Annotated in this window: 17 protein-coding genes; 9 read left to right on the forward strand and 8 right to left on the reverse strand. The window is 58.8% G+C overall.

The annotated features are described in order from the left end of the window. Window positions 1-12 precede the first annotated feature (12 nt). Window positions 13-1,221, reverse strand: a complete 1,209-nt coding sequence (locus MchiMG62_RS12500; protein WP_221057243.1) for an HD domain-containing protein — start codon at window positions 1,219-1,221, stop codon at window positions 13-15. 433 nt (window positions 1,222-1,654) lie between these two features. On the opposite strand from MchiMG62_RS12500, the gene MchiMG62_RS12505 reads away from it, so the two are divergent. Beyond that, window positions 1,655-2,155, forward strand: coding sequence for a hypothetical protein (locus MchiMG62_RS12505; RefSeq protein WP_221057244.1), 501 nt, complete (start codon window positions 1,655-1,657; stop codon window positions 2,153-2,155). 106 nt (window positions 2,156-2,261) lie between these two features. On the opposite strand, the gene MchiMG62_RS12510 is transcribed toward MchiMG62_RS12505, so the two are convergent. Further along, entirely contained in the window at window positions 2,262-2,954 is a 693-nt protein-coding gene (locus MchiMG62_RS12510) for a hypothetical protein (RefSeq protein ID WP_221057245.1), read from the reverse strand. A 1,169-nt stretch (window positions 2,955-4,123) separates the two neighbouring features. On the opposite strand from MchiMG62_RS12510, the gene MchiMG62_RS12515 reads away from it, so the two are divergent. From MchiMG62_RS12515 to cofD, 3 genes are all read left to right on the forward strand, one after another. Then, window positions 4,124-5,074, forward strand: coding sequence for a hypothetical protein (locus MchiMG62_RS12515; protein ID WP_221057246.1), 951 nt, complete (start codon window positions 4,124-4,126; stop codon window positions 5,072-5,074). 162 nt (window positions 5,075-5,236) lie between these two features. Continuing rightward, window positions 5,237-6,139, forward strand: coding sequence for a 2-phospho-L-lactate transferase CofD family protein (locus tag MchiMG62_RS12520; RefSeq protein ID WP_221057247.1), 903 nt, complete (start codon window positions 5,237-5,239; stop codon window positions 6,137-6,139). Window positions 6,140-6,212: 73 nt separating this feature from the next. Continuing rightward, window positions 6,213-7,115, forward strand: a complete 903-nt coding sequence (cofD, locus tag MchiMG62_RS12525; protein WP_221057248.1) for a 2-phospho-L-lactate transferase — start codon at window positions 6,213-6,215, stop codon at window positions 7,113-7,115. Window positions 7,116-7,124: 9 nt separating this feature from the next. Here the strand turns inward: cofD and nifU are convergent, their stop codons facing one another. From nifU to MchiMG62_RS12545, 4 genes are all read right to left on the reverse strand, one after another. After that, entirely contained in the window at window positions 7,125-7,514 is a 390-nt protein-coding gene (gene nifU / locus MchiMG62_RS12530; RefSeq protein ID WP_221057249.1) for a Fe-S cluster assembly scaffold protein NifU, read from the reverse strand. A gap of 8 nt (window positions 7,515-7,522) precedes the next feature. Then, window positions 7,523-7,828, reverse strand: coding sequence for a hypothetical protein (locus MchiMG62_RS12535; RefSeq protein WP_221057250.1), 306 nt, complete (start codon window positions 7,826-7,828; stop codon window positions 7,523-7,525). A 113-nt stretch (window positions 7,829-7,941) separates the two neighbouring features. Continuing rightward, complete coding sequence (locus MchiMG62_RS12540) at window positions 7,942-8,190, reverse strand: sulfurtransferase TusA family protein (RefSeq protein ID WP_221057251.1); 249 nt, start codon at window positions 8,188-8,190, stop codon at window positions 7,942-7,944. Window positions 8,191-8,200: 10 nt separating this feature from the next. Then, window positions 8,201-8,398 (reverse strand): sulfurtransferase TusA family protein, encoded by a 198-nt coding sequence (locus tag MchiMG62_RS12545; RefSeq protein WP_221057252.1) that lies wholly within the window; start codon window positions 8,396-8,398, stop codon window positions 8,201-8,203. Window positions 8,399-8,626: 228 nt separating this feature from the next. Between MchiMG62_RS12545 and MchiMG62_RS13335 the strand changes: the two genes are divergently transcribed. The 5 genes from MchiMG62_RS13335 to MchiMG62_RS12565 all read left to right on the forward strand — a co-directional run bounded on the left by MchiMG62_RS13335 (window position 8,627) and on the right by MchiMG62_RS12565 (window position 12,106). Then, window positions 8,627-8,761 carry a hypothetical protein gene (locus MchiMG62_RS13335; RefSeq protein WP_280636159.1) on the forward strand — a complete coding sequence of 45 codons (135 nt, stop codon included), beginning with the start codon at window positions 8,627-8,629 and terminating at the stop codon, window positions 8,759-8,761. 6 nt (window positions 8,762-8,767) lie between these two features. Beyond that, window positions 8,768-8,905: a hypothetical protein gene (locus MchiMG62_RS12550; protein WP_221057253.1), complete on the forward strand. Its 138-nt coding sequence runs from the start codon at window positions 8,768-8,770 to the stop codon at window positions 8,903-8,905. A gap of 283 nt (window positions 8,906-9,188) precedes the next feature. Further along, window positions 9,189-9,731 (forward strand): pyruvoyl-dependent arginine decarboxylase, encoded by a 543-nt coding sequence (locus tag MchiMG62_RS12555; protein ID WP_221057254.1) that lies wholly within the window; start codon window positions 9,189-9,191, stop codon window positions 9,729-9,731. 121 nt (window positions 9,732-9,852) lie between these two features. Beyond that, window positions 9,853-11,142, forward strand: a complete 1,290-nt coding sequence (gene aspS, locus MchiMG62_RS12560; RefSeq protein ID WP_221057255.1) for an aspartate--tRNA(Asn) ligase — start codon at window positions 9,853-9,855, stop codon at window positions 11,140-11,142. A 61-nt stretch (window positions 11,143-11,203) separates the two neighbouring features. After that, window positions 11,204-12,106, forward strand: a complete 903-nt coding sequence (locus MchiMG62_RS12565) for a methionine synthase (protein ID WP_221057256.1) — start codon at window positions 11,204-11,206, stop codon at window positions 12,104-12,106. A gap of 56 nt (window positions 12,107-12,162) precedes the next feature. On the opposite strand, the gene MchiMG62_RS12570 is transcribed toward MchiMG62_RS12565, so the two are convergent. Together MchiMG62_RS12570 and MchiMG62_RS12575 are read right to left on the reverse strand one after the other, a co-directional pair. Continuing rightward, a complete protein-coding gene (locus MchiMG62_RS12570; RefSeq protein WP_221057257.1) occupies window positions 12,163-12,747 on the reverse strand; it encodes an RAD55 family ATPase in 585 nt (194 codons plus the stop codon). 52 nt (window positions 12,748-12,799) lie between these two features. Then, window positions 12,800-14,350 (reverse strand): class I adenylate-forming enzyme family protein, encoded by a 1,551-nt coding sequence (locus MchiMG62_RS12575; RefSeq protein WP_221057258.1) that lies wholly within the window; start codon window positions 14,348-14,350, stop codon window positions 12,800-12,802. Window positions 14,351-14,390: the final 40 nt, after the last annotated feature.

The raw sequence follows: 14,390 nt of genomic DNA on the forward strand, positions 1-14,390 counted from the left end.
GCTCTCCATGTACTATGTCACTATGAGTTTATCCTGTTTGGTCGCCCGCTTCACCCGGAGGATCTCCATCGCCGCCTGCTCGACCGCGTTCCGGTGCTCCTCTACGGTGTAGACACCGAGGCGCCACTGCTGCCGCCGGGTGTCGTTCAAGGTATTGATGAGGGGGGAGACCTCCTCGATATCGACCATCGCGTGGCTGTTCCTGACCCGGACCTCCATCGAGAGCGCCCGGGGGAGCGGGGGGATGTCGACCAAGACGCAGTCCTCCGTGACCCCGGCGCTCTCGGCGATCTCGCGGGCGATCTCCCGCTCCCGGGCGGGGCCGAGGTCCTGCCGGAGGGCCGCGGCGTTCACCCGATCTTCGCCGACATAGAGCGCCCGCTTGTAGAGGTCGCGGTAGTAGACCCGGCGGGCGAGGTCGCGGGTAATTTCGCAGGAAGAGTGCTTCAGCCGCTCCATGCAGGCGGCGTCGTCCATCCGCATCAGTTCGCGGGCGTCCGTGCCCGGGACGTTTTGCACCTCCTCGCGGAGGGCGTGGACGAACATGCTCGTCGCGATCCGGCTCACGTGGTGGAAGTAGACCGCCGGGCGCATCAGCGTCCGGGCGATGAGGAGCGACTCGGCGGCGTTGATCCCGCCTTCGTGCAGGGCGATGCCCGATTCGGTGAAGATGGTGCTCCGGATCAGCCGGTGTGCGTCGACCGTCCCGTAAGGGACGCCGGTGTAGTGGGCGTCGCGCATCAGGTAGTCCATCCGGTCGACGTCCAGGCTCCCGTGGATGATGCTCGCGAGGCGGTGCTTTCCTGCGACGACGGCGCAGACCTCGGCGGGGTCGAGCCCTTCGCCTTCGAGGATCCCGGCGGTCGTTCCCTCGCGGACGAGGCGGTCGATCTGGTGGTGGCTTCTTCCCGTGAACTCCTCCATCACCGGCTCGGTGACGTGGGAGAAGGGGCCGTGGCCGATGTCGTGGAGGAGGGCGGCCGTGGTGACGAGTTTCGTCTCATCCCCGTCGAGACCGAGCTGGCCCGACATGAGACCCGCAAGGTGCATCGTCCCGAGCGAGTGCTCGAACCGGGTATGGTTTGCCCCGGGGTAGACGAGGTTTGCAAACCCGAGCTGGGTGACGTGGCGGAGCCGCTGGACGACCTCCGAGTCGAGCAGCCGGAGCACCAGTGCGTCCGCCTCGACGTAGCCGTGCACCGGATCCTTGATGATCTTCATCGGTTCAGTTAAGAATCTTGGGAGATGTATGATAAAGGTATTTGAAGGCGCGCGGCGTGCGGGGCGGTTTTCTTTTGGGGGAGCGCGGTTCGCCTAAGGGAAGTCATCCCTAAATTACCTCGTGGTTGAAGACCCACATGGTTTTGAATGTTCTTAAGTGCGCTCTAAGAGAATTAAACGAAATTCTGCAACAACTTCCGGACACGGCTCCCCACCGGATATCGCCACCGGGGGAGGGACCGGGAGGGGGACACCCCTCCCGGCAGAGGCATTTCGGGATGACCTCGGGATGTAGTCCTCAAGTCAGGCCGCGTATGCCAGCAGCCCTAGAGTTATGACTCAGTGGCCACTGCCAGATACAACATCAGATTTGCAACTTCTATTTCGGAAACGTTATCGTATCAAGAACGAAATCCCCGATTCAGGTGTTCATATGGGTCTGTTAGACGGAATAAAGGATGGGATAAAATACCACCTCTCTGACGAACCGGAGTGGAAGGGGAAACGATTTGAGGATTACGTCGAGGAGTTGTTTGATCCCCAGTATTATTCGATAGTGGAGAAGACCCATTCTTACCGTCAAAATGAGGATCGTTATGTCGAGAGCAGCATGAATCCCGACTTTGTGTTCAGGTACAAGCGAACAGGAGATCTCTTTGCCGTCGAATGCAAGTATCGTTCGGGGTTGAATCCAAAGGGAATGCTTGAGTGGTCAAACGCGAGGCAACTGGAGCGATATCGAGCCTTTGCGAAGGAAAGGGGTATCCCGGTCTTCATCATCATTGGATTTAAGGGGTTCGACGATGACCCAGAAGATATGTTCGTCATCCCCCTCGAAGATGCGAAATACCCTACCCTCTATCCGAGTATCTTTAACAAGTATAGCAGAAACCCGAGAAAGCCATTCTTCTGGCAGAGAGGAGCATTATCTTAACCCTTTTGCAGTTTCCTTTGCTCTCATGACTATAACTGCTTCCCAAGTTACCGCTTCACCCAGACCCCATGGATGGATGCTCCAACGGTCACCACCAAGTATTACATCAGCCTAGGGAGGGAGTCTTCATTTCGCTATCTCCTTCAATAAATTCTAAAAACTCCAATCCAAATGCAGATATTTTCACAATATCATATGCTTCAGTGTTTAACCGACCCATACCGTCATCACTGAGGAGGGACTTTGATATCAGATCTTGATTGTAAAATTTCAGCAAAGTGTAGTCCATATTAAGACATTTAGCAGCCCAGAAACTCCTAATTTTATCTAGAACTTCTGGTGATTGCTCGCCTTGACTAGTTTCTTTCAGTTCTTTCCGCAGATTTCGGTAATAGTTGAGAACCCGGATTTGATCCTCATTAATCCGTAAGATCAAGTCTAAGAAGGTTTCTTTGAAGTCAGAAGAGTAAGGGCACACAGCTTCGTTGATCAATATTTTTTGAAACCGCTTTATTTTATCCTCAGATTTTGTAGTGAGAACTCGTTGGAGGATAGAGTAAAATAAATCATTGTAATCCTCGCATTCGATGTATGTTTTATCAATGCATTTAGGATCGACCGACTTTAAAAAGGCCTCAAACCCTAAAACGAAGTAGTTGATACGCTTTTGAATAATCCGCTCTCGGCATTCAATTAATTCCCTCACCATCAGACCAACGCCCGGGGCTAGGTTCAAGAGCATGTTTCTCCCTGTGACTGCAATCTCATCGCCAATTATGTCAATCTCTTTGCTGTCCATATTAATTCCCATGCCTGCCTGCTAATCGAATTTAAACTCATTTTGGATTTGTTTGATGAATTTTCTGTTTTTTGTCGGGTCGTTTATCTGATTCGAAACAAATCCGCGGCCATTCGATAGAATTTCAGTAAGCGATTCCTCATCACCGTGATTACAGTGGAATTGGTAGATGTACTTTTTACGCAATTGAGGGATGTTCTTAAACTCTGAATAGTTACAGGTCTCTCGCTTCCAAGAATACAAACCCACTCCTCCCCGATAACCGTGACCAAAGATCCACAGGCTTTCGGCTAAGGGGTTTCTCACAACATCTCTAAGTTGTTCTATTGTGGTGCAGTGATAGACACATAAGGAGTGATCGGGGATGCTTTCCTAAAGTGACTTATCAATAAACCTATGCCACTTCCGTACATAGACATGCCTGCAAAGTTGGAATGAACGATAACTATGGCATTGTGTCCTAGGTTCGGCATGTATGAATCATATCGCTTGGCAATTCCTCTACCATATAAGGCGTGAAGGAAATCCCAAACTGGGATATAGTGAATATAGTCTCGTATAAGGAATAGAATAGATAAATGCACCTGAAAATATAATTTAATTTGAGAGAGTTTAGTAGAGAGGACCCTTGGTTTTGGCTTGGGCACATTTTTCCAGTTAAGACATCTGGTTTCAACTATTGGCCCTACAAATAAGAATATTTGAAGTAACACATAAACAGTGATACCAAGCGATAACATAGAGGACTTCCAGTGTCGTGATGTTAAGGCTCTTATTTACCTTGCCATCTCTTTAAGACTACTATTCTCGCTACTCAAGGACTACACTGTTTCCTAAGTTCCCGCTTCGCACAGACCCCGTACGGGGGCGACACCTCGAACAGAACCGCAAAGCTGACTGTCGGGAATCATATCGGCTCGGTAAGGCAGTATTGCCCGATTGCTATTGCGATCATCAGGAGGAGAGTCTGGGGAAGAGGACAGAGAGGCATACCTTCCGAGTGATAGTTACTGATTGGTATATCACGGTGGAAGATTGCGGCAGGGAGATAATATGCTTTTTTATATCTCAATAGTAAAATGATAGTTTTAGGGAACGATTTCCACAACAGACAATCTTCACAAATTAGCTAAAAGAAAAAGCGTCACCTTTCGGAGCCCTGCAAAAACATGATGAAACTATATCACCCGACGATAGACACGATACTATTTGTTATTGCCCTTACTATAGGAGGTATTCTTCTTATCTTGTTTTTTCAGGGGCCCAGCCTTATAACAGGCCTTGTATCATCGATTTTCGCAGGGGCGGTTGCAGGTATTTTTGCTGTAATTGGAATAAAAGTCTTAGAGAACTTCGATTATACATTCACACTATACTTATTTAAGCGACATGTTAAGCACCATCATTCGAATATATGGTTAGAGATATTGAAAATAGAAGGATTTCTGATCGAAGCTGCACACCAACATGATTACAACAAAGTAAGGAAACTTGTCACGGATTTACTATATCTTACTGGTGAAGGTGAAGAAAACGAGAGTTATTCGTGTTATCTCATCTCCCACAAAATCGAAACATTTTTGATAAATTTCTCTAAAGATCCATATATTATTACGTTTGTGTTAAGCGTGATTTATCACAAATACAGGATTTATCGGGCATCAAACAAGATGCTCGGTTTGAAAAGGAGTGGCGATCTCTTTTATCGAGCATGTTTACGGACTGCAGATCACCCCGCGAGCCAACTGAATGAGGTAGGGAGTTTCTTACTGTATGAGATTAACCCATATCTTCAGGAAATGCATCTGCCCTACATTGATTTGCACGATGATTACTTTTCTCGGATTTACTGGCAAGTGACAGCAAAAGCTCTGTATTCAACAGACACGGATCTAAAAACCTTGGGAAAAAGGCTTTTAGAGCCATTGGTAACAGTTGATAAAGTTGATAAAAAACACTTCCAAAAAGTAATCCAACTGATCCGTGAAGATAAAGACGCAATAGTCAATGCCCGAGAAATTGAGAATTTGCAAAAAGAGTATAAGCGCTTACAAAGAAGGGCTACGCAATTCTCCATTCACGATAATGACCACGTGAATAGTTTTTATTCAGATATTTGAACCCAAAATGATCATAACCCCTAGCTTTAGACCCTCGGGTGGAGTGATGGTTCGTCCAAGAGCGAGAGCATCAACAACCCCCGCCCCAACCCCACCTCCCTCCCCCCCACAACAACTGAAACCGTTAACCCCCCCGACACCCCACATACATGACATTCAGCCATGATCACCTTCCTCTCCGGCGGAGCCGGGACCCTCTCGCTCATCCGGGGCGTCCGCCAGATCCTCTACGACAGCGAGATCGCCGTGGTCGCGAATACCGCTGAGGATCTCTGGATATCGGGCGGCCACTGTGCGCCGGATATCGACACCGCCGTCTTCCTCTTTGCCGGCATCCTCGACACCGGCCGGTGGTGGGGAATCAAGGGCGACACCTACGCCACCCATAACTACCTCCCGAAGGTGGCGGGCGGCGAACCCTTCCCGGTCGGCGACCGTGCCCGGGCCGTCCAGATCGCCCGGGCAGCGCTCCTCAACGAGGGGCTGACCCTGACCGAGGCGGTCGAGCGCCAGTGCCGCTCACTCAAGATCGGGGCGACCGTCCTCCCGATGACCGACGGCGACGCCGCCCTCTTCGTCGATACCGGCACCGAACGTATCCCGCTCCTCACCTACCGGATGGCCGCCGACCCCGGGACGGAGGTGCGCGAACTCGTCCGGCCCGTTCCGCCCGCGGTCACGGACAGGGTGCGGGCGGCGATCGAGGAAAGCGACGCCGTGGTGATCGGCCCCGCGAACCCGGCGGCGAGCATCCTCCCCATCCTCGACTGCGCCGGGATGCGGGACCTCCTCCGCGATGCATTCGTCGTCGCGGTCTCGCCGTTTAGGGGCGGCGCCACGCCCGACCCAAAGGACGCCGCCCTCATGTACGCCGTCGGAGAGCCCCCCACATCCCCGGCGGTCTCCCGGCTGTATGGGAATATCGTCGACGTCTTCGTCCAGGACATCCACGACCCCGACGACGTTCCCGGATCGCTCCGCCTGGAGACCCGCCTTTTGCACGAACGGCAGGCCGAATCGCTCGCGTGGGACATCACGGCGGTCATCCGCCACGCCGTTTCGTGAAATTGGGGCATTGACCCCCGGACAAAGTTTGGGAAAATTCATATACGCATGGGCTTGATACGCTAATTATCCAATGATAACCTTCCTCTCGGGCGGGACCGGAACCCCGAAACTCCTCCGCGGGATGCGGGAACTGCTGGACGAGCGGGATATCGCGGTCGTCGTCAACACGGCCGAGGACACCTGGCTCTCCGGCAACCACCTCTCGCCCGACATCGACACGGTCATGTACCTCTTTGCGGGCATCCTCGACACCAACCGGTGGTGGGGGATCCGCAATGACTCCTACGTCACCCACGACCTCCTCGCACGGCTCGGCATCGACGAGTACATCGCCGTCGGCGACCAGGACCGGGCGGTTCACGCAGCACGGGGAGAGATGCTCCGGAGCGGCATGCGGCTGACGGAGATAACCCACGCACTCTGCCGCACGCTCGACGTCCGGGCGACCGTTCTCCCGATGACCGACTCCGTCGTGACGACCTACGTCCGGACGGCCCGGGGCGAGATGCACTTCCAGGAGTACTGGGTGAAGCACCGCGGCGACATGGCGATCGACGGCGTCGTCCGGAAGTTCGATGAGCCGCCGGTCGCGACCTCCGAGGTGATCGATGCGATCGAGGCAAGCGACGCCGTGGTGATCGGACCGAGCAACCCCGTCACGAGCATATCCCCGATCCTCGAGTGCGCCGGGGTGCGGGAGGCGCTCCGCCGGCAGCACGTCATCGCCGTCAGCCCGTTCATCGGCGATGCGCCGATCAGCGGCCCGGCGGCGGCCCTGATGCGAGCGTTCGGAAAAGAGCCCTCGTCCGCCGGAACCTACGGTCTCTACGAGGACTTCGCGGACGTCTTCATCCAGGACACCCGCGACCCGGTCGAGCTCGAAGGGGCGCTGCGCCAGGACACCCTCATGGTCAACCGGGGCAAGAGCCTCGACCTCGCAAAGAGTATCCTGACCCTGATCTACGGGTGCTGAAAGAGCCCTTCACCCCTGTTTTTGCTTCCCCCGGTAATCCTCTATCGCCGCGTGGAGCGCGTCCGCCGCGAGGTTCGAGCAGTGCATCTTTCTGGGCGGCAGCCCGTCGAGTTCGGTCGCGACGTCGTCGCGGGTGATCTTCATCGCCTCCTCAAGCGTCTTTCCTTTAGCCATGTCGGTCACCATGCTGCTCGTCGCGATCGCCGACCCGCACCCGAACGTCCGGAATCTGATATCTTCGATGACGTCGTCCCTGACCCTGATGAAGATCTCCATGATGTCCCCGCAGACGGGATTGCCGACCTTGCCGTAACCGTCCGGGTTCTCGATCACCCCGACGTTGTGCGGGTTCATGAAGTGCTCCATCACCTTCTGGCTGTATCCGATCTGGTCCGCCATTGTTCCACCTACAGCGATGTAATAGCCCGCAGGCGTTTAACTGTTTCTTCGACCATCCCTGCGCTCCGGAGTCGCCCGGGGAGAAGCAAAGACCGGTCGGGCAGGCCTCTTCCCCGTAACCCGGCGAGACGACCGCTTCGGCATCGACCGAGGGGTCGTTCGAGGTGACCGCCCCCACGAATGAAGCCGCCCTGTTCCATGCCGGGGAGCCGGCTGCCCTGCTCGCAGATGGAGACCTTCGCCCCCGCCGAGATCGCCTGCTGCATGATCTCCGAGAGGGGCAGGAAGTTCCCGGCAGGATCTTCTCCGTCCATGCTTCGCACCGTCATCGCGAGCAGAAACGGCGCATACGGCCGCTCAGGGGTCGCGGTGCCGTGGGTCCGGAGTCCGGTACCGTGCCGTACGCTTCAGCCCCCTCCCCGGCCGGTCACGTCGCTTCTGCCGCCGGTGCCGCCCCCTTGCGCACGATGAGGGTCGTAACGCCGCTCGCGACGTGCTCCTCCTCGACCTTATGCCCGCTCTTATCGGCCCACGACCTGACCGCCTCGACAAGGTCGTGCCTGTCGGCCGTCACCTGCAGGATCTGCCCGTTCTCGAGCACCTCCATCTCCTCCTCGATCAGGAGCATGGGCGACTGGCAGGCACCGACACAGTTTACCGTCTTATCCGCGTACATTCGTCTCACCTCACTTCATCTTCCGGATAACGAACCTCGTGGCCCCGTCATCCTCCTCGAACTTCACGATCTCGTGCCCCATCCGGTCTCCCCGACGTCGGATATCCTCCTCCGCGGCAGGGCCGTCCGCCCCTTTCATCATCGTGATCGGCATGGGGCAGGAGAGCCCGGCAGTCCGCGACCGCCCGGGTTCGTTCTCCTGTTCCATCTCTTGCCCCCCGTTGCGGAACGCGCATGGGAATCCGGTGCCGCGACCCGGAAACGTGCCGCTCCCGGGAGCACCGGATGCTGCCCCATCCCATATAAGCGTTCCTTCCGGGGTGGTGGCGATAGAGCACGGCAACGGGCGGTTCCCGTGCTTCGGTGGGAAGATCAGAAAAGTTATACTCCGTCTCCTGCCACGTACCATCATCGGAGAAGACCGATCGTACGGAGGATGCCGACGGGACTGTGGAACCGGCTCGGACGCAGGAAGGGGGAGGAAACGGACGCATCAACCGATGCGGAGGAAGAAGCCCGGGTGGCGGGGCTCGTTCTCTCGCTTGAGAGCAAGGATATCGCGGCCCGGTGAAGAGCGGTGCGTGCGCTCGGCGAGATCGGTGCTCCCGGAGCGTCCGAAGCGCTGCAGCCCCTCCCCCTGGACGCCGACAGAGATGTCCGGCGGGAGGCGTTCGAGGCGCTCGAAGCGATCAAGGCGCGGGGAGACCTCGCCTGACGGGCGCGCTCCCCCTTCCCCGAGAGAACGCAGGGTTCTCGCGGTAGCGGCGAATACGGCGGCAATCCCGGTTCGGGCCGCGCTAAAAGGATGGGGAGACACGATCCGGCGTGGCCGCAGTCGCCTGGGGGCATAGTAACCACCCGCTTTTTTCAGGCTGATTCCCGGTTTGCAGGCATTTTACCCACCTATTGCCGAAAATAGAGGAAATTTCGTTCCTTTTTTGATTTGTGACTGTTATAACCGAAAATATTAAAAAATTCAAGCGATAAGAAGATCTCTAATGTTCGTTCCGACCAAGTGTTTCTTTACGAAAGGTGTGGGTATCCACAAAGACAAACTGGCATCGTTTGAACTGGCTCTCAGGGAGGCGGGTATCGAGAAGTACAATCTGGTCTACGTCTCGAGTATCTTCCCCCCGAACTGCCAGCTGGTTTCGCCTGAGGAAGGCTTGAAGGAGCTCTCCCCGGGGAGCATCGTCTACGTCGTCATGGCCCGCGCCGAGACCAACGAGCCGAGCAGGCTCGCCTCCGCGGCCATCGGCCACGCGATGCCCAAAGAGAGCAACACCTACGGCTACCTCTCCGAGCACCACGCCTTCGGGGAGACGGCGGAAGTCTCGGGCGAATACGCCGAAGACCTTGCGGCAACCATGCTCGCGACGACGCTCGGGATCGAGTTCGACCCCGACAGGGCGTGGCAGGAGCGGGAGCAGATCTACAAGGCGAGCGGCCGGATCATCAGCACGACCCACACCTGCCAGGCGGCGGAAGGGGTCATGGACGGCCGCTGGACGACGGTCATCGCCGCAGCGGTCTTCCTCTAAGACCTGCACCTCCCGGGGCAGCCGATCTCTTTTCCTGCGGCTGCCCCGCCGAAGTCTTCTCCCGGGCCGGAGCGCAAAGCAAAATACCTCCCGGGCCCCACACTGTATTCAGGTTTTTCACATGCGTCTACCAATACAGGCCGTAACCCCGGAAACGGAATCTGCCGAGATCGTCGGCTGGGTACACGAGGTTCGCGACCTCGGAGGACTCTCGTTCTTCCTGATCCGCGACCGGACCGGCATCATCCAGGTGACCATCCCGAAGAAGAAAGTCCCGGCAGAGATCCTTGATACCGCCCGGAACGTCTCGCGAGAGTCGGTGGTCAGGGTCCAGGGCAGGGTAAAGGCAATCGAGAAAGCACCCGGTGGGCGCGAGATCGTCCCCGAAGAGCTCGAGATCATCAGCACCGCAGAGAGCCCGCTCCCGCTCGACGTCGCCGAGAAGGTCCCCGCCGAACTCGATACCCGGCTCGACTCCCGGTTCCTGGACGCGAGAAAACCGCGTGTCCGCGCCATCTTCTTCATCCGGTCCGCCGTGACCTCTTCCGCGACCGCGTTCCTCGCCTCCCGGGGCTGCATCAACATCACCACCCCCAAGATCGTCGCGGCGGCGACCGAGGGCGGCACCGAACTCTTCCCGATCGCCTACTTCGAGAAAGAGGCGTTCATGAACCAGAGCCCGCAGCTCTATAAGCAGATGATGATGGCTGCCGGGTTCGAGGCGGTCTTCGAACTCGGCCCCATCTTCCGCGCTGAGGAGCACAACACCGTCCGGCACCTCAACGAGGCGACGAGCCTCGACGTCGAGGTCTCGTTTGCCGACCACAACGACGTCATGGAACTCCTCGAGGACCTGATCGTCCACATATACGACCACGTCGCGAAGAACTGCGCCGACCAGCTCGCGGAACTCGGGGTCGAACTTACGGTTCCGGCAAAGCCGTTCCCCCGGATCCCCTATACGGAGGCGATCGAGATCGCGAACCGCGTCATCGAGGAGAAACTCACCTTCGGCGACGACCTCTCTCCGGCGGCCGAGCGGGCGATCGGGGATACCGTCGGGCAGCACTACTTCATCGTCGACTGGCCGACCGATATCAGGCCCTACTACGCGATGCCCTACCCGGATCGTCCCGAGTTCTGCAAGGCGTTCGATATGATGCACCCCCGGATGGAACTCTCCTCCGGCGCCCAGCGTATCCACGATCACGACCTCCTCGTGGAGCGGATCCGTGCGAAAGGCCTCTCTCCCGAGAGTTTTGAGTTCTATTTGAAGCCGTTCCGCTACGGCATGCCCCCGCATGCCGGGTGGGGGCTCGGCATCGAGCGGCTGGTGATGACGATGCTTGACCTTCCAAACATCCGCGAGGCGGTGCTCTTCCCGCGTGACCGGCACAGACTGACGCCATGAGTTTAATTACACCGCCGACCTACGGATCGATGTGCTTGCATAACCGGCACAGGACCGTCCCATGACCCTGACAAGCGTGCGCCTCCCGACCACCGTGGTCGGGAGCTACCCGGTGGTGAAAGGCTCGGGGGTTCGCGCCCTCATGGACCCGCTGAAACATGCGGTGGAGGTAGCGGTGGCCGACCAGATCGGCGCCGGGATCGACATCATCTCCGACGGCCAGGTCCGGGGCGACATGATCCGGGCCTTCACCTCCCACCTCCCCGGGATCCGCGGGTCGTCGGTCGTCGGGAAGGTCCAGCCGGCCGCCCGACCCATCACCCTCGCGGACACGAAATACGCCCTCTCCCGGCACCCGAAGGTGAAAGGCATCCTCACCGGGCCGAGCACGCTCGCGCACGGCCTCTCGATCGAGACGCCGTTCTACCGGAACAAAGACGAGCTGGTTCTCGATCTCGCGCAGGCGCTCGCGGTCGAGGCGAACCATCTCCAGGACGCCGGTGTTGCGCTCATCCAGATAGACGAGCCCATCTTCTCGACGGGGGCGGCGAACCTCGCCGTCGGCCGCGAGGCGGTGAACGCGATCGCCGGGATGCTCCGGGTGCCGGTCTGCCTCCACGTCTGCGGGAACCTCGGGAACGTCATCGATGACGTTCTCAGGACAAACGTCGCCGTATTCGATTTTGAGTTCGCGAATAACCCCGGAAACCTCGAGGTGCTCTCGGCAAAAGACCTGCGCGGCCGGATGATCGGTTACGGCTGCGTGGACTCCGCCGACCCCGGCATCGAGAGTATCGAGACTATCGAAAAACGAATCGAGGCCGGGATCGACATCTTCTCCCCCGATCTCATGCTCATCGACCCCGACTGCGGTCTCCGGATGCAGGCGCGCGACGCAGCGCTCGGAAAACTGAAAAATATGGTTATTGCGGCGGGCGAAATCCGGGCCGAGTACACGGGCTAGGCCGTTATCATCTCACGCGAAGCCGCGCGAAGATGTGGCCGGGCCGGGTTTTCAGCCTAGACCACCCTGCTCGTCGTCGAGAGTTCGAGGCCTTCTGCGATGATATGATAGGGGATGACCCGCTGCGGCACGTCCGAACCTTTGAGTTTCTCGATGGCAAGCGTCCGCTCGAACTCGTTGCCGTGAACCTGCTGCCTGAGAGAGATGAAGACGTCGGCCGCCCGCATAATCCGCACCTCTTCCGCGGGGCTGTGGACTCCCGTATAGACGAGGTAGACGATGTTTGCACCCCCCTCGATGATCGGGCGCGTCTCCTCGAGGACGAACCTGACGGCCGTGTCGATCCCCCAGGCGGCGACCAGCGTGGAGAGCGAGTCCACGACGATCTTCTCGCCCGCCATCGCCGCCGCCATCGCCGTGGGGTCCATGCCCCGTGCGTCGATCATACTCTCTCCCGGCATGGTATCAAGCATCAGGTAGGCTCCCGCTCCTCCCCCTTCCTGCCAGAACTGCTGTGCCAGGAGTTCAAGACCGCTCAGCGGAGATCCGGCGATGACGATACGGGTGCCCGGTGAGAATCCTCCGTCAAGCGCCAGGTCCAGGCCCGCAATTCCTGTCGAACGTCTGGTGGTGTCTGCCACGTCTCTACCTCGGGTATGTCTCGCAGGATCTTTGCCGCCCGTTCCTAAATAACTACCCTGTCGGATGCGCTCCGTCGCTGCAGTACTCCTCCCGGAGACGCTTTCTGAGGAGTTTCCACCCGTTCACCCGGGGGATCTCGCCGGCGATGATGACCCGGCGGGGAACCTTGTATCCCGCGAGACGTTCGCGGGCGAAAGCGACGATCTCGTCGGGCGAGATATCCTCCCCGGAAGGAACCACCACGGCCACCGGAACCTCGCCCCGGTGCTCGTCGGCGCACCCGAAGACCGCCGCGTCGCGGACGCCCGGGTGCTGGACAAGGACGTCCTCGACCTCGGTCGGGTAGACCTTCCAGCCCGACATCACGATCATGTCCTTCTTGCGGTCGGTGATGTAGAGCATCCCGTCTTCGTCCAGGTGGCCGACGTCACCGGTCAGGAACCAGCCGTCGGGGAGGAAGACGGCGGCCGTCTCTTCGGGCATCTGCCAGTAGCCGAGCGCTACCCCCGGCCCCCGGAGAGCGATCTCGCCGTCAACGCCGGGCGGGAGTTCCCGTGCGGGATCGTTCGCATCGACGATCTTCACCTCCGAGAACCCGACCGGGGTGCCGACGCTCCGGAACTCATCGGCGCTCGCGTAGTGCTCGGGGCGGATGGCGGTCCCGGTCCCGACGACGACCGTCTCGGAGAGGCCGTAGGCGTTGACGATGGGAATGCCGAACCGTTCGTGGAAGGGTTTCCAGACGCCGGGCGTCAGGGGGCCGCCGCCGCTGATCATCGCCCGGGCGGTCGCGAGCGCCGCCTCGGTCCCCGGCGGGGTCTGGATGAGGGAGTGGATCACCGGCGGCATCCCGGCGACGATCGTCGCCCGGTATTCACGGGCGAGTTCGAGGTAGCGGTCGAGATCGAACCGCTCCATGACGACGTAGGTTCCGCCGGCCCGGAGGGTGGCGATCCCCCAGCTCACCCCGACGTGCCCCATCGGGTAGATCCCGAGGTAGACGTCGGCATCGGTGATCCGGAGAACGTCCCGCTCGGCGTCCATCGCCGCGATCCAGTTCCCGTGGGTGAGCATGGCGCCCTTCGGCTTGCCGGTGGTGCCGCTCGTGTACTGGATCTGGCAGAGGTCGTCGAACCGGCAATGGGCGGCACGGCGGCACGGGGCTGCATCGAAGAGGTCGGCCCACGGCGTTGCGCCCGCGGCCTCCCCCCCGACGGCGACGACGTGCCGGAGCGCCGGGGCCCGGTTGCGGATGCGGTCGACGAGGCCTGCACCCTCGACGTCGGTGACGACGGCGACGGCCTCTGCGTCGCGGACGGCGTAGAGAACCTCGCTCTCCGTGTATACCCGGTTCGTCGGGACGGCGACGGCCCCGATCCGCCAGAGGGCGAGGTAGGTGATGAGGTATTCCGGCGAACTCTCAAGGTAGATGCAGACCTGCTCCCCGCGCTCGATACCGAGGGCGAGGAGACCGCCTGCAGCCCGGGCGACCCGGTCCCTAAGTTCGGCACGGGTGTAGATCTCCCCCCGGGAGGGGACGACGAGAGCGATCTTATCGGGGTTACAGGCGTTGGCATCGAGGAAGGTGGTACAGTTTGGCATGGATAGGCTCCGGGAGGCAGGTATGCGCTTTGATGTATAT

The sequence above is a fragment of the Methanoculleus chikugoensis genome, assembly GCF_019669965.1.
Lineage (GTDB): Archaea > Halobacteriota > Methanomicrobia > Methanomicrobiales > Methanoculleaceae > Methanoculleus > Methanoculleus chikugoensis.